This is a genomic window from uncultured Fibrobacter sp., from assembly GCF_947166265.1.
In the GTDB taxonomy this organism is placed as follows: Bacteria; Fibrobacterota; Fibrobacteria; order Fibrobacterales; family Fibrobacteraceae; genus Fibrobacter.
Window position 1 is genome coordinate 1 of record NZ_CAMVDO010000032.1, and the last position, 23,264, is coordinate 23,264.

Annotated in this window: 16 protein-coding genes; 11 read left to right on the forward strand and 5 right to left on the reverse strand. The window is 50.4% G+C overall.

The genetic code is table 11. The features are described 5' to 3' along the window. The 6 genes from Q0W37_RS12555 to Q0W37_RS12580 all read left to right on the forward strand — a co-directional run. Nucleotides 1–4,616: cadherin repeat domain-containing protein (locus tag Q0W37_RS12555; protein ID WP_297701898.1), on the forward strand; the 4,616-nt coding region annotated here is incomplete at its 5' end. Nucleotides 4,617–4,735: 119 nt separating this feature from the next. Next, nucleotides 4,736–5,065 carry a stress response translation initiation inhibitor YciH gene (locus Q0W37_RS12560; RefSeq protein ID WP_297701899.1) on the forward strand — a complete coding sequence of 110 codons (330 nt, stop codon included), beginning with the start codon at nucleotides 4,736–4,738 and terminating at the stop codon, nucleotides 5,063–5,065. A gap of 87 nt (nucleotides 5,066–5,152) precedes the next feature. After that, nucleotides 5,153–6,775, forward strand: a complete 1,623-nt coding sequence (locus Q0W37_RS12565; RefSeq protein WP_297701900.1) for a FecR family protein — start codon at nucleotides 5,153–5,155, stop codon at nucleotides 6,773–6,775. Beyond that, nucleotides 6,775–9,888, forward strand: coding sequence for a right-handed parallel beta-helix repeat-containing protein (locus Q0W37_RS12570; protein WP_297701901.1), 3,114 nt, complete (start codon nucleotides 6,775–6,777; stop codon nucleotides 9,886–9,888). Before Q0W37_RS12565 ends, Q0W37_RS12570 begins: the two co-directional genes overlap by 1 nt. Nucleotides 9,889–10,053: 165 nt before the next feature. Next, on the forward strand, nucleotides 10,054–10,881 hold the full coding sequence (locus Q0W37_RS12575; RefSeq protein ID WP_297701902.1) for a deoxyribonuclease IV: 828 nt from the start codon (nucleotides 10,054–10,056) through the stop codon (nucleotides 10,879–10,881). A gap of 113 nt (nucleotides 10,882–10,994) precedes the next feature. Further along, nucleotides 10,995–12,752 (forward strand): glycoside hydrolase family 9 protein, encoded by a 1,758-nt coding sequence (locus Q0W37_RS12580; RefSeq protein ID WP_297701903.1) that lies wholly within the window; start codon nucleotides 10,995–10,997, stop codon nucleotides 12,750–12,752. Here Q0W37_RS12580 and Q0W37_RS12585 read toward each other — a convergent pair. Genes Q0W37_RS12585 through Q0W37_RS12600 form a run of 4 tightly spaced genes read right to left on the reverse strand, consistent with a single transcriptional unit; the run spans nucleotide 12,697 to nucleotide 15,699 of the window. After that, the gene (locus Q0W37_RS12585) at nucleotides 12,697–13,545 is read right to left on the reverse strand and encodes an ElyC/SanA/YdcF family protein (RefSeq protein ID WP_297701904.1); all 849 of its coding nucleotides are present in this window, start codon (nucleotides 13,543–13,545) and stop codon (nucleotides 12,697–12,699) included. The two genes, Q0W37_RS12580 and Q0W37_RS12585, sit on opposite strands and share 56 nt — an antisense overlap. A 1-nt stretch (nucleotide 13,546) precedes the next feature. After that, the gene (rimI, locus tag Q0W37_RS12590; protein WP_297701905.1) at nucleotides 13,547–14,011 is read right to left on the reverse strand and encodes a ribosomal protein S18-alanine N-acetyltransferase; all 465 of its coding nucleotides are present in this window, start codon (nucleotides 14,009–14,011) and stop codon (nucleotides 13,547–13,549) included. An 18-nt stretch (nucleotides 14,012–14,029) separates the two neighbouring features. Next, entirely contained in the window at nucleotides 14,030–14,665 is a 636-nt protein-coding gene (tsaB, locus tag Q0W37_RS12595; protein WP_297701906.1) for a tRNA (adenosine(37)-N6)-threonylcarbamoyltransferase complex dimerization subunit type 1 TsaB, read from the reverse strand. Continuing rightward, nucleotides 14,665–15,699 (reverse strand): D-alanine--D-alanine ligase, encoded by a 1,035-nt coding sequence (locus tag Q0W37_RS12600; RefSeq protein ID WP_297701907.1) that lies wholly within the window; start codon nucleotides 15,697–15,699, stop codon nucleotides 14,665–14,667. The genes tsaB and Q0W37_RS12600 overlap by 1 nt, the downstream gene beginning before the upstream one ends. A 186-nt stretch (nucleotides 15,700–15,885) precedes the next feature. Here Q0W37_RS12600 and Q0W37_RS12605 point away from each other — a divergent pair, with 186 nt between their 5' ends. Further along, nucleotides 15,886–18,633 (forward strand): FISUMP domain-containing protein, encoded by a 2,748-nt coding sequence (locus Q0W37_RS12605; protein ID WP_297701908.1) that lies wholly within the window; start codon nucleotides 15,886–15,888, stop codon nucleotides 18,631–18,633. Between the two features lie 89 nt (nucleotides 18,634–18,722). Further along, nucleotides 18,723–19,643: an NAD(P)-dependent oxidoreductase gene (locus Q0W37_RS12610; RefSeq protein WP_297701909.1), complete on the forward strand. Its 921-nt coding sequence runs from the start codon at nucleotides 18,723–18,725 to the stop codon at nucleotides 19,641–19,643. A 155-nt stretch (nucleotides 19,644–19,798) separates the two neighbouring features. Here the strand turns inward: Q0W37_RS12610 and purF are convergent, their stop codons facing one another. Next, a complete protein-coding gene (gene purF, locus Q0W37_RS12615) occupies nucleotides 19,799–21,184 on the reverse strand; it encodes an amidophosphoribosyltransferase (RefSeq protein ID WP_297701910.1) in 1,386 nt (461 codons plus the stop codon). A 529-nt stretch (nucleotides 21,185–21,713) separates the two neighbouring features. On the opposite strand from purF, the gene gatC reads away from it, so the two are divergent. Genes gatC through Q0W37_RS12630 form a run of 3 tightly spaced genes read left to right on the forward strand, consistent with a single transcriptional unit; the run spans nucleotide 21,714 to nucleotide 23,227 of the window. Next, nucleotides 21,714–22,001: an Asp-tRNA(Asn)/Glu-tRNA(Gln) amidotransferase subunit GatC gene (gatC, locus tag Q0W37_RS12620; RefSeq protein ID WP_173565628.1), complete on the forward strand. Its 288-nt coding sequence runs from the start codon at nucleotides 21,714–21,716 to the stop codon at nucleotides 21,999–22,001. A 24-nt stretch (nucleotides 22,002–22,025) separates the two neighbouring features. After that, the gene (locus tag Q0W37_RS12625; protein ID WP_297701911.1) at nucleotides 22,026–22,721 is read left to right on the forward strand and encodes a 3-deoxy-manno-octulosonate cytidylyltransferase; all 696 of its coding nucleotides are present in this window, start codon (nucleotides 22,026–22,028) and stop codon (nucleotides 22,719–22,721) included. 35 nt (nucleotides 22,722–22,756) lie between these two features. Further along, complete coding sequence (locus tag Q0W37_RS12630) at nucleotides 22,757–23,227, forward strand: helix-hairpin-helix domain-containing protein (protein ID WP_297701912.1); 471 nt, start codon at nucleotides 22,757–22,759, stop codon at nucleotides 23,225–23,227. Nucleotides 23,228–23,264 lie beyond the last annotated feature (37 nt).

The following is a 23,264-nucleotide window of genomic DNA, read 5'->3' on the forward strand; positions in this document are numbered from 1 at the left end:
ACGAAAAAGTTGATCCTTCCTATGTTGTACGCCTGATCGTGACTGACAAGGGACTCCTCGCTGACACGCTTGTCCGTACCATCGAAGTCATTGACGTGAACGAGGCTCCGACGATTGAAAACGCTGATTTTGCCATCAAGGAAAATTCTGACATTGGCAGTACGGTGGGTGTTATGGAAGTTTCTGACCCCGATAAGGTGGTTGAAGATCCTGAAGCCTATAATGCAGCGTTCCGTGATCTTGTCTATACGATTGTCGAAGAGGACAAGGATGTTCCGTTTGTCATGGATTCGAATGAGGTAAAGGTGAATGGCGCCCTCGACCATGAAGGCGTTGTGACTTACACCTTCAGGGTTGCCGTTTCTGACAAGAATGATCCTAAGCTGACGGATACGGCTACCGTTACGGTTACGATTGATAACGTGAACGAAACTCCGAATCTGGACTGCCTCGAAGATGATGAAAATTGTGACGGTCCGTTCAAGATCGAAGAAAACTCTCCGACTGGCACGCCGATCCACAATTTTGCCGTGAGCGACGTGGATGCTGGCGATGTGCTTACGCTTACCCTCGAAGATACGCTCGGTCGTGGAGCTGAAAGCCTCTTCGACGTGAAGTTCAACGATGATAAGACACAGATGGTTGTCTTCGTGAAGGACGGCAAGAAACTTGACTACGAAAAAGTTGATCCTTCCTATGTTGTACGCCTGATCGTGACTGACAAGGGACTTCTCGCCGATACGCTTGTCCGTACCATCGAAGTCATCGACGTGAACGAACTGCAGGTGGTTGACGATGCAACCTTCGATGTGGATGAAAATTCCACGGTCGGCACCAAAGTGGGCTCACTTGTCGTGACCGATCCCGATATCAAGAACCCCGAGTTCCGTCAGTACACCTATAAGGTGGTTGACGAAAACGTTCCGTTCACGATGAATGCTGATACGGTTGTTGTTAACGGTTCGATTGACTTTGAAGGTCTGAAGACTTATACGTTCAAGGTTGCTGTGACGGATAAACTCGATCCTACGCTTACCGACACAGCCGATGTAACAGTGAAAATTAACGATGTCGATGAACGTCCGAAGATTATTGTCGATGATGACGATGATGGTAACGACGACACCGATTCGCTCTGCATTGCTCACTGCGAAGTTGACTCGATTGACCGTGGTAGCCATGGTAAGAATATCGTGACCGTTGGTGTCAAGGAAAATTCTCCGATTGGCACGGTAGTGTTCGAATACTATGTCTATGACGAAGATGCCGACGATGTGGCAAAGCTTGTTCCCACGCTGGAACAGATTAGCACCGTTGGAACCTATAGCGATGGCCCGACCTCGAACGACTTGTTCGAAATCACCAAGAAGAAGGTGGGCAAAGACCGCTGGAAGATTGTCGTGACTGTCAAGGATTCTATTGACTACGAAACGCTCCGTAATGCCCAAAAGAACAAAGACCCGAATCCGCAGTACACGGTGGCGGTCGTCGTGACCGATACGCTGGATCCCAAGAATCCGAAGTCTCAGGCCCTGAGCGATACGATTATTCGCGTTATCGAAATCCAGGATGTGAACGAAACGCCGACTTTCGTGGTGTGGCCCTGCATTATCGAGGAACATAACGAGATTGGCGATTCTATCGGCCATGTCGAACATGGTAGCGACGTAGACTCCCTGTCGCCGATCGATAAGTTCTACAAGGATAATAGGTACGAGTTGATTGGTGGCGATACGACTCTGTTCGGGCTTGACACGAATGGTGACGTGATTGCTAAGGTTGTGTTTAATTGTGAAGATACGACTGCAATGGGTGAACGCGTATACGTTTGCGGTGATTCGACGGTTTACTCGATCGACATTGCCTACTTCGACAAGAACGACACGACGCTTAAGCTCACAAGACATGTGCCGATTACGCTGATTGACGTGAACGAAGATCCGTGGATCGTGACGGACTCCATCAGTGTGGCCGAACACGTCAAGAAGGGTACGGTGGTCGATACCATTGTCGCTAAGGATAAGGATCTGTACGATTCCGTGTTGACCTTTACGCTGGTCGAAGACAACAGCGGATGCTTCCAGGTGTCCAAGAAGGGTGTCGTGACTGTAAAGGTTGACCGTTGCGCGGCTCTGGACTACGAAACGAACAAGGTTCTCCCGATCAAGGTGAAGGTTACCGACACGAAGAATGCTTCTGAGACCCAGACGGTTTACGTGAAGGTTGAAGACGTGAACGAGCCGCCTTCTATCAAGGATCAGGAAATCCATGTTTCTGAAGACGCCAAGGTGAATACCGTTATCGGTAAGGTGGTGGCGACGGATCCTGATATCGATCCGAAGTACACGACTTTGAACTATACGATTATCAGTGGTGATTCTACGGTGTTCAAGATCAATCCGAAGACGGGTGAAATTACCCTGAAGGATACCTTGGATTACGAAACCAAGAAACAGTACAAGATTAAGGTCCGTGTCGATGATTCCGAATTTGCGGATACCGCTACGGTGACGATTAAGGTTGACAACGTGGTTGAAACCTCTACGGTGATCATTACCAAGTTCGACAATCCGGATACGACCATTAACTACCCGGATACGGTTTACACGAACCAGCCGGATGGTGTGATTTCCTGGAGACAGGATGACGATATCCTTTCGATGGATACGACATTCAAGCCGGGTAAGAACGTGATCGTGATTTCTTATAAGGATCCGACAAAGGACAAGGGCGCAAAGGATACGATCGTTGTGATGTATAGCAACGCCTCTCCTGTGGTGACCGTGTCGGGTGATGCCGATGCCGTTGTGGCCGAAAACGTCTATACCATTGTCGAAAAGACCGATAAGGCCGATACGAACCTTTATGTGAACGAACGCAGCAAGGATATCCGCGTAACGGTGAAGGATCCGGCGAACAAGACTGATACTTCCTTCGTGGTAAGCCTTGCGCTTGAATCGGTGGAAGTGCCGCAGAAGACGCTTGATGCCGTAGGCAAGATTGCCAAGGGCGGTGTCGTTGTGGATGTTACGCGCAAGGGTAGCGTACGTACGCCTGTGAACGGAACCGAAATCAAGGTCTCCTACAAGGAAATCATCGGCAAGGATACTGTAACGGTCTCCTACATGACCGATAACGATGGCGAACCGGTGAAGGTTGCTGTTATAAATGCAAAGGGCAAGGTTGACTCCATTGAAGTGATGACTGTTTCTTATAATACGGTCATTGACGGAAAGACGGTCACGGTTTCTTACCAGGCCGACGCTGTGACAGGCGAAGTGCTGGTGAAGGATTCGAACGGTGCCCTGATGGTGAGCGGTGCTTCCAAGTCTTCGAACAGCTCTTCTTCCAAGAAGGGGAACAGTTCTTCGAGCACAAGCGATGGCGGCAAGGGCCGTGTCACCGAAGGTATGTTCCAGATTACCTACAATACCGAAGATGCCCTGGGCAATTCGACGACCATTTCTTACTCTGTTGACGAAAAGGGTAACGTGGTGCAGAACGCCGAAGGCGATATCGGTTACTCGGTTGCCTACACCTATACCAACGTCTACGGCAACGCCGCAACGCAGTCCGTGTTCATCGTGCTCGACCAGGTTGGACCGAAGGTGGAAATCCTTACGCCTGAATATGGCGAAATTATCCACTCCAACTACGTGAAGGTGAAGTGGGCTGTGAACGGTATCGAACAAGATACCTTGAATATGCAGGGTCTTGTGAAGGGTACCAACTACGTGGTCCGCTTCTTCCGCGACAAGGCCGGTAACGAGGCTTCGGATACCGTGCTCGTGATGATGAAGGACGGCAAGGACGTGGATATTTCTGTGGAACAGCCGGTGACCGAAGTTTCCAAGGAACAGGTGGATGAATACTACGCTATCAATCCGCCTGAAGAAGGCCAGAACTTCGCTGTAAGTATCCGTAACCCCTCTACGGGTAAGGAATACGAAACCTTGAAGGGTATCGGTTCCAAGACGAAACAGGGTAGCGGCAAGGAACCTTATCCGGGTGCCTCTGGCAGCGCTCACCTTGGCCCGACACTTGCTCTCGATGTGCACCTGCCGACCGTGAATGCCGTGGGTGGCCTTGCAACCTTGGATGACTTGATTGCTTCTGATGGCATGATTACGCTCGAAGGCGTGGATGCCAAGAACGGTACCAAGGTCTCGGTCCAGGAATACGTCGAACAGTACTGCGAAGAAGACTTCGAACTTCCGAGCGACCTGAGCCAGGTGAACCTGTACGATTCCAAGATGATTATCAAGGTCTGGATTTACACCAACCTTGGCGGCTTCGTGGATTACTACACCTTCACGCAGGATATGAACGACCCGAGCTTCACCAACGATGCCGGTATGCTGCAGATGTTCTTCGAACAGAAGGTGGATAAGGATGGCTTTGTCCGCGACCAGGACGGCAAGCTCTATGCAACGGGTGCTTACCTGTACAAGGTCGAAGCGACCATCCGCTCTACACTCCGTTGTACGCTTCCTTCCGAAGATTACGATGCCAAGACGGGCTCGTTCGGGCTTAACGCCAAGAAGATGGGCGACAGGGTGAAGTCTAGCGACGATCTCTTGAAGCCGTTCGGTTACAAGCGTCCGAGCGAAAAGTAAGCTCCGTGTCCCTGCGCAAGATGCAGGGATACTGCTAATGCAGTTTTCTATAGCTTTAATCCCTGCGTAGGCGGGGATTTCTTTTTATTTTTGGCCGAAAGATGTAGCTGGAGATTTATATGGGAATTGAAGAACGTTCGACATTGGTCTATTCTACGGCACTGGGTGGTCGTGTAAAACAGGAAAAGCCTAAGGCGGAGCGCCCCAAGGGCGATGGTGTGGTCCGTATCCAGCTTAAGCGTTTGGGGGGCGGCAAGATGGCAAGTGTCGTGACCGGTGTTCCGCTCGACGAAGATGAACTCAAGGAACTGGCTCGCGAACTCAAGCAGAAGTGCGGCGTGGGTGGTTCCGTCAAGGACTTTACGATTGAAATCCAGGGTGACAAACGCCCGGTATTAAAGACCGAACTCGAAAAAAGAGGGTATACGGTTAAACTTTCCGGCGGTTAAGCCATTTTTTATCCACTTCCTCGAAATTCTATTACCTTTTTCTTAAAAAAAAGGGTATTTTCTATGTATATAGACGAGAGGGCATGTATGACCAGAATCATTCCTGAAAAGATGTTGATCCGTGCGCTTACGGTTCTTGCTATTTTCCCGGCACTTGCTTTTTCTGCATCGGCGGCGGGCAAGGTGCGTTCTGCTTTAGGGCAGGTGGATCGCTGGAAGGCGAAACAGAGTGAATGGAACGCCCTTAGGGTTGGTGCGAACGTCTATCAGTCAGACAGAGTCAGGACCGGTGTAGAATCCGAAGTGATATTTGGACTCCCTGACGGCAGTACGATTTCTATCGCCGAAAATTCCGAAGTGGAACTGGCGAACCTCCTGGAACCGAATAACGAGGGCGGTTTCGAAACCAAGATTGATATCCACAGGGGCTTTATCAATTTTGCGGTACACAAGCTGAACAAGAAGTCGAAATTCCTCTTTAAGACGGGAACGGCGACAGCTTCTATTCGCGGCACCGAGGGCTTTATCGGTGGCGAGGGAGTCTTCTTTGCAGGTCTTAAGACGGGTAAGCTAGAAATTTCGCCCGACGGAAGTGCTAATAGCGTTTCCATTGTTGCTGGAGAAACGACGTTCGGGCGTGATTCCCTGGTTGTCGTCAAGCTCGCGTCGTCGGGCGAGGAACGTTTTGCCCGTCGGCTCGAAAAGATTTTGAAGGACAAGTCGAAGTCCCTGAACGAGTTGGTTCGCGAAGTGGAAAAGGCGGATTCCGCCTACCAGAACGAGCTGAAGGAAGAAGCGAAGAAGGCCTCGGAATCCCTCCCCGAAAATGGATTCTCTCTTAAGAGTGCGTCTCCATTCGAAGTTTGCGATCAGGGGCTGGTCGTCGAAGGATTCTACCGGACGACCGACGAAAACGCGAGCCTTGTCCTGAAGGTGGGAAACTCGTTTACTTCGAATAACTTGATTCGTGCTTTCGACGGTAACTCACATTCCTTTGTACAGAAAGTCGCTCTGAACGATGAAAACGGCCTCTGGACAGCGGACAAGGCGACCTTGACGTTCAAGGGAGCTGGAGTGGTGAGTGAAAAGTCCGTCGACCTTTTGGTGAACAAGGCGTGTGCCGATGTCAATACCAAGGCTCCCGTGGTACAGATTGTTTCTTATGACTCTTTGCGCTGTGTCGCGAACTTGTCGCTTACAGACATGAAGAATGATGCCGGTATTGCGGTGGTAGAAGTTGACGGCGCTTCGATTGTTGAAGAGGCTGTCACGAAGAACGCTCAGAAGCGTATCAAGCTTAAACCGGGGCCGCATGAATATACGGTCCGTGCCGAAGACCAGGCAGGAAACAAGGCCGAAGTGACAAAGACAATGGGATGCTACCCGGTAAAGCGTTTCAATATCGAAATCCAGGGGAAGGCGAAAGAAGTTCTCAAGGTTCCGCCTCCGCCCAAGGACATTCCTGACCGTATCTCGCAGACATTGCAGTTTAGGATTCGTGTGCCGGACAATGCTCCCGAAAATCTGTATAAGGTGACCGTCAAGCAGAACGGAAAGATTCTTCTGCAGGAAACTCTTTCGCAAATTCAAAATCTGGATTACCAGATTCCGCTTGAACTTTCGAGGGGTGGTGCGAACCATATTGAAGTGGAAGCGATTCACAAGAGCGGATACAAGGCAAAAGCTAAGAAGATTTACGAGGTTCGCTAATGTCTAGAGTGGGCGCTCTAATTGCCTTTTTGATGGCGGCACTTTATGGAAGTGCTTTTGCTGTCGATTCGCTTTCGCGGCAGGTGATTGGCGGAAACATTTCGGGTTTTCTGAAAAAGGACAAGGCTCCTTACCAGGTGAACGAAACTCTGGTGGTTTCCGAAGGGCGCGCTTTGGTGATTGAAGCGGGAGTCGAGATCTTCTTTAACGAGGGGACGGGGCTGGATGTGCGTGGTGGAAATTTGGCCATCATGGGCGAACACTCGAATCCGGTTCTTCTTTCTCCGGCAAAGGAAGGCTCTACCTGGAACGGTATTTCTATTACGGGGCTGAAGCGTTCCGAGGTGCAGGGCGTTTTGCTGAAAGATGCCGATTTTGGTTTTGCGGTTGAAAGTGGCGCTTTGGAATTACGTGACGCAACGATTGACAATGCAATGCGTGCGGCGGTGTATGTTCGCAACGCCTCGGTCGATTTGCAGTGGGTGCGTGTCCAGAATTGCCGGAATGTGGGCGTGTGGGCGACCCAGAGTGCAAGCGTCGATATTGACGGTTCCAATTTGGATAACAACAATATTGCCCTGGTTGTCGGTGACGAGGCGACGGTTAGCCTGCAACGTTCTAATTTGGATGTTAATGGAACCGCGATTCTTGACCTGGGAAACAATCGCTTGCGGCAGCGCAATACGCTAATCGAGGGAAACCTTGTTGGGTTTGCCTCTAAGGATTTACCGACAGAAGACCTGAAGTCGGCCATGAATAAAAATCATAAGGATGTTTCGCGAAATATCGAGGACCTTCTGGAAAATCTGGGAGAGGAACCTCATAATCCTTATGCCGACGGAATGAAGTTGTTGGCTCATTCTCAGGGCGATTCGGCGGATACGCTTTGGAGTGTGTCGGGAAGCGTCGGCCTTGAAGTGGGCTACCACAAGGTCGATACGAAACACCACCATTCGGATACGCCTTACGTTTCGGGAAGCGATTCTGTTTTTCGTGGGGAACGTTACCTGAACTATTTCCAGGTGCCGGGCTTGTTTGCGAACTGGAATGCCAATATGGTGATGCAGTCTCCGCGGGGGCAGTTGGTCGAGGTGATTGCCGACGTGTCGAGTGACACCTGGGACCATTTCAAGGTGCATCAGTTCCAGGCTTCTTATACCGATGATATGCAGCGTCTTGTCTTGGGTGATTTCTATACCAATGCGGGGCAAATTTACCTGGATGGAATCAATGCGTTTGGCGGATTATACGAAATGTCGCTTTTTGAAAATTCGGCAAAGGAACCTTTGTTTGTAGGAACGGTCTTTGGCGGTGAAGTCCGCGCTCCTAAAATCGTTGGCGAAAAGAATTACGACGTCTATAAGGATTATGTCGAAGATGGCGAAGCCGAGGCGCAGGAGATGATTGTGGGGGGCAAGGTCCGCTGGAACATGCACCGTCGTTTTAACGGAACGCTAGGCTTTATTGGCAGCAAGGATTATCTTGAAGATCCCTTCTTTAGGGATGGTATGAATGAGGCTACGAATACGGCCTCGCCGCTGGAGTCTTCTAGAAACGTGTTTGCCGATGGAAACTGGTTGGTTTTTCCGGGGGATATAAAGCTTAATGGACAGGTGGCTGTAGGTGGCGCCGATACGGTGAATGCCGAAAAGATTCGGGCCATTAACCAGGTGTTTTCGGAAGCGGGGCTGGATGCCTCTAATTTTGCTCTGCTGAACAAGCTGATGCGTGACCCGCGGCAGGTGAATTCGTTGACGACGGAACAGTTGGAATCGATTTATGGTGAAAATTCCATGAAGTCGCCTTCTGAAATGCGCACGGAATTGAGAGCCTTGTTGAAGCGCGCGTCGCAGGTGGCCGCAGAAACGAAAGTCGAGGACCTGAGGCCTTCGCATGCCGATTTCTGGGGACATGAACACTGGGCGGTGGCGGGTTCTTACCAGTGGTCGAATGCGACGACTTTTATCGAAGGTTATTTAAGGTATGTGGGGCGCGAGTATTATAGTGCGGGTTCCCCGGATTTGTTGCAGAACACCCGCATGATCGGCGGTAACCTGAAACATTCTTTTTATGATTTCTGGAAACTGGGTTTCGGCTATACGATGAATGTTGAAAACGCCGCCGATGACGGTGACGGCTACAATATCTTCGGAATGGCCGAAGGAAGCCAGTGGGGGATGTTTTCGGGAGCTGAAAAGGATTGGCTCAAGGAGCACGAGCAGGATCCGAACAGGGCCCTGTATATTCATGACGGTTACTTGACGAATGACTTTAAGGTGTCCGAAAAAATTGGACTTTGGTTGAAATACGCGATTAACTACAGGACTCGCAGCACACCGCAGCGCCTATACGCTAATTATTCCGCTAATTCGGGAATTTACGAGGATCCGTGGTTTAAGGCGCAGAAGGGAAAAGCGAGCTTGACAGTGTATTCCGATAACGATACCCTGGAAATAGATTCGGCGAGATGGGCGGAGTACTATGCCCTTTCCGACGAGGAGTACCTGGCGACAGAATTTGTGGAACGCCTGATGAAGCATACGCTGGAATTGGGATTCTCGTTCAAGCTGCCAAAGAAGAATGTCCTCAAGGTTTCTGGGGTGCTGATTGCGCGGACGGACATGTCCAAGTTTGAGCAGGACAAGCGGATTCGAAAGTTCAATTTTACCGATGAAACTTATGGCATTCTGGGTTATTATTTCCATGGGGGTGATTACCTGGAACAGCGCTATCCTATTTCGCTTTCGACATCGCTCGGAGACTTTAGGAATATGTTCTCGGTGATGCCCCGCTATAAAATGTACAATCGTAACGAAATGCGCGAATTCGAATGGAATTTGCTTGATAATATGAACCTGGTCCTTTCGAAGAATTTCTTGGAACTCTCGCTTTCGGGCGGAATTCGGCAGAATCTATTGAGCTATGAGATTGACGATTCCCGCTATGATGAGATGGAGCTGGATATAGACGGTTCTGCATCGTTGCGCGTTTACCACACGCCGTCGCTTTATTCGGACTGGACCGTAGGTTCTATCTTCAATTACCGCCCCGATAACCGCGCCGATGAATATAAGGACTACTATGTAACCGCCGCCCTAAATTATGACTTCTAAAAGATGCAACGCCGCTCAATCCTCTCTGGATCCTTCGACTTCGCCCTTCGGCAGGCTCAGGGACCTTCAGAAAGGTTAGCGAGCCTGCGAAGCGTGAGCTTGTCGAACCACGCTCAGGATGACTTCTCCTAATCACTAACCACTGTCTACTTCCTACTGTCTACTATGTTCATCGGTTGTCATTTGTCTTCTTCTGCGGGGTTTCTCGCAATGGGTGAGACCGCCCTATCGATTGGTGCAGATACCTTTCAGTTTTTTACCCGCAATCCGCGTGGAGGTGCCGCAAAACCTTTTGACAAGGCCGATGCTGCCTCTTTGGTGCAACTGCTTGAGAAAAATCATTTTGGCCCGATTCTTGCGCATGCACCCTATACGTTGAACGCCTGTGCCGCAGACGAGGGACTTCGACAGTATGCGATAGACGTGATGAAAGACGATCTTTTCCGAATGGACCATTTTCCGGGCGCGATGTATAACTTCCATCCGGGTAGCCATGTGAAGCAGGGAGTCGATGTCGGGATAGAATTAATCGCTAAGGCTCTGAACCAGATTCTTTCTTGTGAGCAAAAGACGACCGTGTTGCTTGAAACAATGGCGGGAAAAGGTTCCGAGGTGGGGCGAACTTTCGAAGAATTGCGCTCGATTATCGATCGCGTGGAACTTTCCGATAAGCTTGGAATTTGCCTGGATACCTGCCATGTTTTCGACGGTGGCTATGATATCGTGAATCACCTGGACGATGTGCTTTCGGAATTTGACAAGGTCTTGGGTATTGATCGACTAAAGGCTATTCATCTGAATGATTCCAAAAATCCGATGGGGAGTCATAAAGATCGCCATGAGGTGCTGGGCGGCGGCTTTATTGGAATGGAAGCCCTTTTGCGGGTGGTGAATCATCCGTTGCTCAAGAAATTGCCGTTCTATCTGGAAACACCGAATGAATTGCCCGGTTATGCTAGGGAAATCGAACTTGTAAGGAAGCATTTTGTTTGAAAAATGCGCCAAATGTTTTTTGTAGGAATTCATTAGTGAAATTGGTTGCGGTGGTAAACAGATAAATAAAAAAAGTTGCACTTTTTAGTGGGTTGAAAATTTATTCTTAGACTATGAAGATTCCTATTCGCTATAACCATGTTGGGTATTCGCCCTTGGCCTCCAAGATTTTCTTTGTGAATCTTCGGGAACTGTCGCTTGACAGCGGAGATGAGGATGCCGTTTTTTTCCGCATTGTAAGGAGCGTGATAGGGTCAAAGTTCTCGTCCGTGTGGGAAGGCTCTTTGGTTAAGGGAACTTTTAACGAGTCCGGTTATTGCGATTACACAGGTGAAACGCTTTGGAGTGGTGATTTTTCGAACGTACACGATATCGGAATTTTCATGATTCAAATTTGGAAAAAAAGTGGCGTAGATGGTGAAACGCTCCTGTTTGAGTCCGCTCCTTTTGAAATTTCTGCAGATTGGATGCAGCGTCAGCTTGTGGAAAACATCAGGTCGTTCTATTTCCAGCGTAGCGGGGTTGAGCTTGTTCCTGAATTTGCGGGCAAGTGGGCTAGACCCGCTGCACATTTGGACGACTGTATCGAGTTTCATCCGAGTATGCAGCGTTCGGGAACGTGGAATGCTCACGGAGGCTGGTACGATGCGGGCGACTATGGCAAGTACATTGTAAATGGCGGTGTTTCTGTCGCCACCCTTTTGCTTGCCTGTGAATTGTGCAAAAATGCAGGGCGCGGAAATAGCGTAGGAAATCTTGTCAATGCCGAGTCCCCTATTACGCTTCCTAGTGGACTCAAGATGTATAGCCTTAAGAACGAGGTGCGTTTTGAGCTGGAATTTTTCCTGCGTATGCAGGATACCGACGGTGGCGTTTTCTTTAAGGTGACGCCTGAACGTTGGGACGGTTTTGTTTCGCCTCGCGATTCCGACTTGCTGCAAAAGCGGATGATTCTTGGAAAGTCGACGACCTCGACGCTCAATTTTGCGGGGGCGTTGGCGGCGGCATCCCGCGTGTATCGAAATACCGATGTAGCTTTTGCAGATCATTGCTTGCGCGCTGCGGTGTCTGCTTATCGGTGGGCTTCTTCGCGTCCGTTTGCTGATTGGCCGCATAATACCGAAGGAAGTGGTGGCTATGGCGACGAACATGCCGAAGATGAATTTTTCTGGGCGCGAGCGATGCTTTTCCGGGAGCTTTCGGCGCTAGGCTTGGAAATTGATGGCGTTACGGCAGAAAATCTGCGTGTACAGCTTCTTGATGATATGGACGCTTATCCTCCGAAACTGGGAATGGATTGGCGCGATACGCAAAATCTGGGGTGGATTGCCCTTGCGTTACAGGATGCAGACGGTGAACTGCAAATGCGTTCTCGCACCACGTTAGAGATGACCGCCCGACAGATTGTGGATCTGCAAAAGACCGATGCCTACGGGATATCGGTGCGCAAGTTTATCTGGGGAAGCAATGGTGAACTTGCAAACCATGCGCTTACGCTTGCGATTGTAAAGCTGTGGAATCCAAGCTTGGGTGGGAATTCGCTTGATTTCTGGTGCCGTGAACTTTTGAATTTTATTTATGGACGTAATCCCGTTGACGTCAGCTTTGTAACGGGTTCCGCCTGGAGTTCGCCTAAGGAACCTCATCATAGGCTTAGCCATTCCGATGGAGTGGACGAACCGATTCCGGGACTTTTAGTCGGTGGAATCAATAGCGATCGGCAAGATATGCACCGCGCTCCGCATTATCCGGGCGACTTGCCGGGATTTTCATATACGGACGAACGTTGCTCTTTTGCAAGCAACGAAACAGCGATTAATTGGAATGCTCCGTTGACGGCTGTTCTTGCATTGCTGCTGTGTCGGCCTTGACGGTGTCGATTGCAACGGTGTCTCTTGTTGCTTCTTCGATTTTTTCTTGTGCTTTCGGAAGCAGTGATTGTAGGTCTACAATCGGGTTCTTTTCGGCTTCGTATTCCTTTGCAGAAACAATCGGCTTGAAGTAAAAGGAATCTGCTGCGGTAAGGTTTCCGGCTCCGAACAGGTCTACATACGATGCGGCGAGTGCTGCCCAGCCACGTAACCATTCCTTGCGGGATTCTCTGCTAGAAAACCATGATTCGGCGTTGTACTGGAAATGGTGTACATCCTTAGTCAAGTAGACGGGGCTTTCACCGGAAAGTTTTTCGAAAATGCGTTTGACTCGGTAGGTGGATGCTGCCCCTGTAATGAGCAGAACGGTATCGGCGTTATGCTTTTTAAGCCAAGGAATGATGGTGAATGCTTCGCTGATGGTGGAGGGGTCGTCATGTCTGGCGATAAAGACGGCGTTGCTGTCGAATTTTCCGAGTCGTAAAAAGTCGTCTAGGTAGAATTCGGCGTTGCTTCTGTTTCGAAGTGTTCTGCGGCCAAGAATCAGTACGGAATCCGCCTTTCCGCTTGCCACCAGGTCTGCCGCCAAGTCGATTCGTTCCATGTCGGCGGACTGCCCGTCAAGAACCACGACCCAGTTGACGTGTTCGAATTCATCGTCATCGACAAGCCAGTGTCCGCTTTGAGTCATTATCAGGTAGAATGCGATAATGCAAAATACGGTAACCACCGAAATGGCGCTTAAGATGATTCTCTTTTTCTGAAGTTCTTTTTTGGTGGGCAGTTTAGACAAGTTAAACTCCTTTTTGGGACGGATCTATGTCGCTCCTGTTTTCGGTGCGGTAAAGGGCGGCGTTTTCACCGTCGGCATAGTACTTCTTGCGAATTCCGAATAACGTAAAACCGTGCCTTTCGTAAAAGCGGCGAGCCTTGAGGTTGTTCTCGCGAACTTCTAGAAAGCAACAGTCCGATTTGTCGAGGTCTAGTTGCGAAAGCCCCGCCTGCAGAAGCTTGCTTCCGATTCCGTTTCGTTGAGCGGATTCGCTTACTGCAATCGAGAGAAGCTCCGAGTCGGCTCCCAGCAAATGAAAAACCGCGTAGCCGACAATATTTCCTTCGGTTTCGTAAACGACAGAATAGGTATAGGGGGCTTTGATTTCTTGTTCGTATTGCCTTTCGTTCCAGTCTTGAAAAGCGAGCTCGCCTTGAATTTTCAGCACGGCAGGAATGTCGGCAGAATTCATTTTGCGAATGGACATTGGCGACCCCTTTACGAATTAGTGCAACTTTTCGAAGTACGAGGGCTGGATATAGTTCGCTTCGAGCATCAGGCTCGGGGTGACTGTATCGAACAGCTTGCCCCACTTGCTGAGTGGCTGGCCTTTGTCCAGAAGGGGGGCCGCTCCGGTTTCCTTGAAAACATCTTGCAAGGCTGCGTCTGCAAGGGCTGCTTCGTCTACGACGGCGGTCTTTACCGGACGCCCCTTGAGTGCCTCGACGACTTGGGCGGTTTCGATAAAACTTTCTTTTCCGTCTAGGCGCAGGTACCAGTAGTCTTTGCGGGCGCGGATGACGACTGCCGTATTTTCGGGCGCGTCGGCAAAGCAGGCGAGGGCCTGCAGCGTCGAAACTCCGTAGAGCTTGCGCTTGCCGCTAAAGCTTAGGCCTTCGCAGAAAGCGACTCCCGTGCGCAGTCCGCTGAACGACCCTGGGCCGAGCGTGACCATGACGCGCGTGACTTGGTCGAGGGTCGCGCCAGCTTTTTCGAGGAGGGCGTCGAGCATGGCCGATGCGGTTTCGCCGCGGGCCGATTCGTCGATGGATTCCAGATAGCGGGGGGTGGCGGCATCCGTTTCAAGGAGCGCCATCGAAATTCCCTTACGTGAAGTATCTACAAATAAGTCGAAGGTCATTATCTTTTAATATACAGGCTCTTGTCGATAATCAAGTCAATCAGCTGGCTGTAGGTGATGCCGATGCTTGCTGCTTCTGCCGGGAGAATCGAAGTCGGAGTCATGCCAGGGAGCGTATTCGTTTCGATGGCGAACAGCTGCTTGTCCTTGGTGATTCGCACGTCGGTGCGGCTGTAGCCCGAACCGCCAATGGCGTAGTGGGCGTTCTTCACCAGTTCCTGAATGCGGGCTGTCAGATCGGGTTCGAATTCGGCTGGGGTGACTTCCTTGCATTCGCCGTTGTACTTGGCTTCGAAGTCGAAGTATTCACGTGTAGTCATGCGCATTTCGGTGGGCGGGAGCGGCTTTTCGCCTTCGATGTAGCCGCAGCTTGCTTCTTCGCCGGCAATGAACTTTTCGCAGAGCAGACGGTTGGAATCCTTGAACAGGTCCTGTGCAATCTTGCCTGCTTCGTCCAAGTCTTTCGCGATGCCGATACCGATAGAGGATCCGCCCAGCGGGTCCTTGATTACCAGCGGGAATCCGAGTTCGTCAGCGACGGACACCAGCGTGTCGCCGGTAAAGTCATGCTTCCAGATGACGCGGTACGGCGGGGTCGGAATACCGTTTGCTCTGTAGATTTCCTTGGTCTTCACCTTGTCCATGGCAAGGGCAGAAGCGAGGAGGCCGCAACCGGTGTAGGGAATGCCCCAGTTTTCAAGCATTGCCTGGATGTGGCCGTCTTCGCCCCACTTACCGTGCAAGGCGAGGAAGGCGATGTCTGCATCGGGGAGTTCCGAAAGCGCCGGGGACTTTTTGCAGTTTGCGGCCGTACCTTCGAGTCCGCGGAAGTAGTTCACCGAGAAGTTGTCCTTCTGGTAAGGGGAAAGTTCGCGGGAAGACCAATGCCAAGTGCCGTCCTTGTCGATAAGCACCGGATGGATGTTGTAACGGTCCGGGTTCATGGCGCGGACAACGCCGGTGCCACTGACAACGGAAACATCATGTTCGGTGGACGGACCACCCATTAAAACGAGTACGCGCATACGAGCCATAATAAACCTCTTTAGAGAAAAATCTTTGTGAATAATGTAGTAATAAAATAAATCAGGGCATCTCTTTGGTCGTTCCAGAAGTGTGTCTTATCTGCATTGTCATGCCCGCGGAGGCGGGCATCTCCCTTTCTTGTAGAATCTCTTTGCCGTAATATTTTAAATTATAGATGAAAAAGGTGCTTTCTTATGAAAAAAATCTCCAAACCTCTCTTCACGTCATCCTGGAACTCTGTGACGAAATCTACACTGTTAAGGTCCCTGAGCCTGCCGAAGGGCCGAAGTGAACTAACGGAATCCATTGCAGCATTCTTCGTTGCCATCCTCCTCACGGCCTGTGGTGAATCCACAACCACCGAAAAAATCGTAGAAGTGGCGACTGGTGGCGTCGAAGTGGTGGACTCCGTCAAGGATCTTCCCAAGTGCACCAAAGAAAACGAAGGGGAGCAGGCGATTGTAAAGGGCGAAACCACGGTACGCATCTGTATCGACAATAAATGGTTTGCAACAAAGGAATCTTCGGATGATTTTGTATGCTCCACTAAGGAGCTTAAGGATAAGAGCGGCTTGAAGATTCTCTGCAATGGCGATAGCATTGGCGTCGTTTTGAACGGTTCCAAGGGGGATGACGGTAAAAAAGGCGATCCTGGCGAAAACGGTGCCGCTGGCAAACAGGGTGAAAAAGGGGATGCCGGTGAAAAGGGGGAAAAGGGCGACTCTGGTGAAAAAGGAGAAAACGGCGTCGGCTGTACGATTGCGGGGCAGACAGATTCCTCGATTACCATCAAGTGTGGCGACAAGTCTACGGTTTTGAAATTGGGCATGAGCGGAGTAGTGGTCGATACGACGGTGCTTGATTCCGAAAAGATTGCGATCTCGCTAGATTCCTTGGCGGGTTATTCGCAAAAGGGGCCGTTCATTAAGGGGGCGAGTGTTTACCTTTACGAATTGCAAGACGGACGCACCTTAAAGCAGTCGAACGGAAACTTTGTAAGCTACATTACAAGAGATGATGGTCGTTATAAATTCACGTCTCGCGAGTTGATAAGTCAATACGCCTTAATCATCGTGGATGGCAATTACCGTAACGAGGTGACTGGCAAAATTTCGACAACTCCGATTCAGTTGTCTGCATATACGAATATGCTGATGCGCAGGACCGCGAACGTGAACCTGCTTACGCACCTTGAAAAGGATCGTGTGTATTACCTGGTGACGAAGGAGAAGAAAACGGTACGGGCTGCCAAAAGGCAGGCCCAGGCTGAAATTCTAGATGCGTTCTTTATCGATGCAAGCCAGTTCAAGGCGGAATCCGAAGATCTCGATGTGTTTGGCAAAACGGATGCCGATGCGGCGCTTCTCGCCATTTCAATCCTGCTGCAGGGTGGCCGCAGCGAAAGCGAGATGATGGCGCTTTTGACCGAGATTTCGAACGATATGGAAACGGATGGCAAGTGGAACGAAGACAAGGCGGATTCTGTTAAAACTTCGATTGCTGCTTGGGTGTTGACGAACCACGGAAATCTGGGAACCTATCGAGAAAACGTTCAAAGTTGGAGCTTGAGCTCGACGGTTCCGCCGTTTGAAAAGTATATCGAAAACTTCACGAATAAAATGCTCGGTCTTGACGGATGCAAAAAGTCAAGCGAGGGTAAAGAGATTGTCGTTAAAAATAAGTACAGCCCCTTCTATGGGAAAAAGTTTGTCTGTACCGATGGTGAATACGTTGCAGTGGGTGCCGAGAAAACTCAATTCAATGACGCCATTCAATACGGTCAGTTGATTGATTTTAGAGACCGTAAAGTCTACAAGACCGTTGATATCGGTACACAGACCTGGATGGCTGAAAATTTGGACTTTGCCGATACAAAACTTTATCCGGGCTTGGAAAACGAAATGGCGTGCTTTAAGGGAGATTGCGATCATTTTGGTCGGTTGTATACATGGCCCTTTGCGGTTGATAGTGCCGCGGTCTTTAGCGACATGGGCAAGGGGTGTACGAATGCTGGTGGAAATAATAACGCGCCCTGCAAATATGATTATCCGGTTCGTGGAATTTGCCCGGAAGGCTGGCATTTGCCGAACGTTGACGAATGGAAATTATTATGGGTGAATGTTGGATCGGGAAGGGGAATGTTTTCAAGGGATTCTGGTGGAACGAATGTAACAGGATTTTCTTTGTACCCGATAGACTTTTATAACAACAGTGTTTCATATGGTGGCTCGTATGGTGTTGGTGGCGCTCGCTTTTGGGAGGTCCCTTATTCCGGACATGCTGGTTATACGTTGACTTTTTCAAATGCGAATGGCGGCGCAAATTTGTTAACCCCTGACTTGGGCGGTAATTTTAGCTCAACTTGGACAAGGAACTATTTTGTGGCTGTTCGCTGTGTCAAGGATAAGGAATTTGAGTATGGAAACTTTGTTGACGAACGTGACAATCGTGTGTACAAGACAATTAAAATCGGTACAAAAACGTGGATGGCGGAAAATTTGAAATATAGACCGGAAACGACTGAAGGTTCGGACTCTGCAAGTTTCTGTATGGCAAACGATATTGAAAAATGTGAACTATATGGCCGCTATTATAATTCGGAATCGGTCCAAGAAGCCTGTCCGGCTGGCTGGCATTTGCCAGATTCTACAGAATGGAGCGATGTATATAAAAGACATGGCCTAAGCGCACATGCGATGTTCACGAAGTCTTTGTACGGGACGAATACACTAGGCTTTAGCTTGCTACCAACGGGATTTGGGGCTTCTGAAATTCCGCAAAATTTATCACCTTCGACAGCGTTGTATATTTGGTCAAAAAGTGGTGATTTCTATTGCTACCTAAATAGTGCGAATGAGTATGGAGAGAAAAATTGTAATAATAACATAAACGGTAGTGGCAATTGCAAAAAAGGTTGCGTCGCCCGTTGCGTCCAGGACTAAATTGCACGCCTGAATAGAAATTTTGGGTTGCATAACACTTGCCCAAATCCTTAAAGGTTTGTATTTTATGGATAATCAGTGAGGTTTTTATGCGTGTGTTTGTTACCGGCGGTACAGGGTTCATTGGCCACTATGTGGTCAAGGCTCTTCTGGAAAAAGGTCACGATGTGGTTGTTGCGACCAGACACCCCAACAAGGTTCCGACGCTCAAGGCTTTGTCCAATGTCACCTTCGTGGAATGTGCCCTGACAGATTTTGACGTTATGGCCGAAGGGCTGCAGGGTTGCGACGCCTGCATTCATGTTGCTCTTGGTTGGGGCGATACCCCGAGTGCAATGCTTGCGAACGACACTCGCGCAACGGTAATGCTGCTCGAAAATGCGGCAAAAGCCGGCTGCAAGAAATTTATTTACACCAGTAGTACCGCAGCAATGGGGCGTATGCGTCCGTCGATGCGCGAAGTCACCAGCAATTTGCCGATGGACCTCTACGGAGCGACCAAGGCTGCAGGCGAGGCTTTCGTACTCGGCTTTACTCATGGCTACGGATCGCAGTTCCCCGAAGTCTCCATGACCCGTAACATTATTCGTCCGGGGTATACTTTTGGAAATCCCGCCTGGACCGATGGCTGCTCTCAGCCGGACCGTCGCTTTTTCTCGATGGCTCAGGCTGTCAAGGAAAATCGCGACATCAACATCATCAAGAATGACGGTACGCAGTTTATTCACGCAAGCCAGCAGGCCAAGCTTTACATGAGCGTTCTCGAATCTGACAAGAACGAAGAAATTTTCCTTGGCCTAGGCGAAGTCTGGATGAGCTGGAAAGAAATCGCCGAAATGATGATTTCGATGAAGCCTGGTTGTAAATCCAAAATCGTAGAAACCGACCTTGGCTGGGGGGATGAACCCATGCTGTTTGACGTGAGCAAGATTCAGGAGCAGTTCGGACTTGCGTTCGATGCCCATGAATTCATGCTGGATCACGTCAAGTGGACCTACAGCCAAGTGTAGCATAAGGTCCCTGAGCCAGCCGAAGGGCCGAAACTACTTACCCGCAGCAGTCATCCTGGACCCTCGAAGGGGGGACGGGATCCAGTGTTGGAATTTGAAAATGACTTAAAAAGCGAGAGCATTTGCTCTCGCCTTTAATTTTTACCGAAAAAATTTTACCCGCAGCGGGTCTTGCTAGAATCGCTGCCGATGTAATCGGGGTAATCGTTGTCGAAGCAGGCAGCGCAGTAGTTTTCGCCTTCGCCGGTACATTCCTTCATGCCCTCGACACTCAGGTAGCCGAGGCTTTCGACGCCGAGCATCTTTGCGATTTCGGCAGGGGTCATGGAACTTGCCGCGAGTTCACCCTGGCTCGGGAAATCCATCCCGAAGAAGCACGGGTGCGCCACCGGAGGCGATGCGATGCGAATATGCACCTCGAGAGCGCCCGCGTCACGTAACATTCGCGACAAAATCTTGAGTGTCGTGCCGCGGACAATGGAATCTTCGACCACGCACACGCGCTTGTTCTTGAGCACCCCTTCGATGGGGTTGAATTTCAGCTTGACTTTCTGTTCGCGGACGTTCTGTGTGGGGTCGATAAAGGTGCGGCCCACGTAGTGGTTACGGAGTAGGCCGATTTCAAAGCGGATGCCGCTCGCCTGGGCGTAGCCGAGAGCTGCAGTCGTTGCGCTGTCGGGAACGGAAATCACGATGTCTGCGTCGACAGGGCATTCCTTGGCGAGTTGCTTGCCCATCTTGCGGCGGATCTTGTCGCAGCTCTGTTCGAAAATCTTGGAATCGGGGCGGCTAAAGTAGATGTATTCGAAAATGCAGTGGGCGAGGCGGTCCTTGTGCGTAAAGCGCTCGGAATGGAGCCCGTTCTTGGTGATGGTCAGGAATTCACCGGGCTGGATGTCGCGCACGTAGTTGGCTCCGAGCAGGTCGAAGGCGCAGGTTTCGGAGGCAACGCACCAGGATTTTCCCATGCGGGCAATCGAGAGCGGGCGGAATCCGAATCCGTCGCGGGCTACATACATGGTGTCCTTGCTGATAAACACGAGGCAGAAGCTTCCGGTAAATTTGGTGACAGCCTTCTTGATGGCATCCCCTAAGTCGTCGGCTTCGGTGCGGGCGATTTCGTGCAGAAGAATTTCGGAATCGGATGTGGTCTGGAAAATGTGCCCTTCGGCTTCCATTTCGGCGCGGAGCTCGTTGGCGTTGGTGATGTTTCCGTTGTGGGCGACCGCGATTTGGCCCCACTTGCAGCTCACCAGAATCGGCTGGGCGTTGGCGAGTGTCGAAGCACCTGTGGTGCTGTAACGTACGTGGCCGATGCCCGCAAAGCCGTCAAATTCGTCGATGTTGTGTTCCCGGAGAAGGGTCGATACAAGCCCCATGGATTTGCGGATGCGAATCTTGTCTCCGTCGGTCACCGCGAATCCGGCACTTTCCTGCCCGCGGTGCTGCAGGGCGTAAAGCCCCATGGTGATATTCCTTACGACCGCGTCGCCATTGTAAATGCCGATCACGCCGCATTCTTCGCGCAATTCGTCGAGCATAACGCCTCTTTGAAATGTATGTTTTCCCTACCTCAAAGGTCTTAGCCCACCCATGCGGGTGCAAGCGGGAAAACGGACGCCCCCTTTATGCAAAAAATGTGCCATAGTATATGGGAAGTTTCTAGGGTCGAGTCGTTGCGTTGTCTATTTGGAGTGTTATAGCGACAGATGTATGCTGCAAACGTATTTTACGTTTTATGAAAATACATAAAATGTAAAGATTTACGTATTCTGTAAAATAATCCGATGGGCGTGCCTCCCTGGATGACATTATTCGCTGAGTCATCCTCGACCAACGGGAGGGAATCCAATGTAGGATTTCGTTGATTACGTTCACTTTGGCCCTTCGGCAGGCTCAGGGACCTTTGTGAACCCCGCTCAGGATGACACTCTAATTTTTAATTCTTCCCTGGATCCCCTCCCTCGTTACACTCGGTCGAGGAAGACCGCAGATGCCCTGATTCCTCAGAGCGGCAACGCCGCGATCTTATACTTTTTCTATATTACCCCCTGTAACTAAAGAGGCTTTATGCTTGAACGTGAAGAAGTTTTGAAATTGGCGAAGTTGTCGAGACTCGAAGTTGCTGAATCGGATATCGAATCGGTCAAGGGTCACCTGGATAAGATGCTCAATCATTTGGAAGCCCTCAAGGCTTTGGACCTTTCCGACGTGGAACCGATGACGGCCGTCGAAAATGGTGCCACCATCTTGCGTGAAGATGTCCCCGTGCAGGGCTTCTCGCTCGAAAAGGCTTTCATGAACGCTCCGGCCGTTGAAAACGACCATTTTGCTATTCCGAAGGTCATTGGCGGTTAATTTTCCGTTATTGGCATCGAGAACATGGCCGTCCACTGCATTGTACCCGCTCGAATCGGGTCTTCGCGCTTTCCCGGAAAGCCGCTCGTAAAAATCGCCGGCAAAGAAATGATTGTCCGTACCATGGAACGGGCTCGTTTGGCGGGCTGTTTTGACCGTCTTGTCTGTGCGACAGATTCCGAGCAGATTGCGGAGGTGGTGTCTAGGGCGGGGTTCGAAACGGTCTTGACTGGCCCTGCCTGTACGGGGTCGGACCGCGTGGCGATGGCTGCCGAATCCTTGAATCTGGATCTGGTGGTGAATCTCCAGGGCGACGAACCGCTGGTGGAACCCGAAGTCCTGCGTCTTGTCGCAGAGGCGCTGGAAAAGCATCCGGATGAATGGGTGTCGGTCGCATGTCCGCTGAACAGGGATGAGGCCCAGGTTCAGACGGTAGTTAAGGTTTTGGTAGAAGGCGATTATGCGCTGGATTTTAGCCGGTCGGTTGCGGTTGAGGACGCTTCCCGCTGGTTTCAGCACCAGGGAATCTATGCGTATTCCCGGGCGTCGCGTGACGAGTTTTCGTCTTTGCCGCAGAGTGCGCTTGAACGGGAGCGTTCGCTGGAGCAGATGCGCATTTTGGGGCGCCGCCCCATCCGCATGGTCCGGAGTCCGTATCCGTCCATCTCTGTAGATGTTCCTTCTGACGTGAGTGCTGTCGAGAAGGCTTTAGATAACTAACATGTTGTGGTCGAGGGTAACAATGCGAGAATGCAATGAATACTCCCGAACGAAATTTAGTCCGCCTGGCGTTGTGCCTTTTTATTCTGGGGACGTTTGTCCGCTTTTTGCCGTGGGGACTTCCTGCCATAGACCGGTTTCAGGTGGGCGACGCCGTAATTGTCGCTGCCGAAAATTCCGCGAATGTGCCTGAAAATGAGGCTCGGCAGGACTCCTTGGAGCGGTTTTCAAGGCCGTCTGCTCCTTCAAATACGGTTGTAGACAACGTAACAAAAACGGGCGCAAAGGCAAAATCGGCCCCAAAAGTGTCCCTTCCGGTCCATATCAACTCCGCTTCTGCAAGTGAACTTTGTGCGTTGAAAGGGGTGGGCCCGAAGCTTGCCGAGAAGATAATTTCGGTCCGGGAGGCATCTGGACCCTTCAAAACGGGCGATGATTTGAAAAAAGTGCCTGGAATTGGTAAGAAAAAGTTAGAAAGCCTTCTTCCTGGGGTAATTTTTGATTAGTTTTAGGAAGAACATTTTTACTTAAGTCGTTGATATT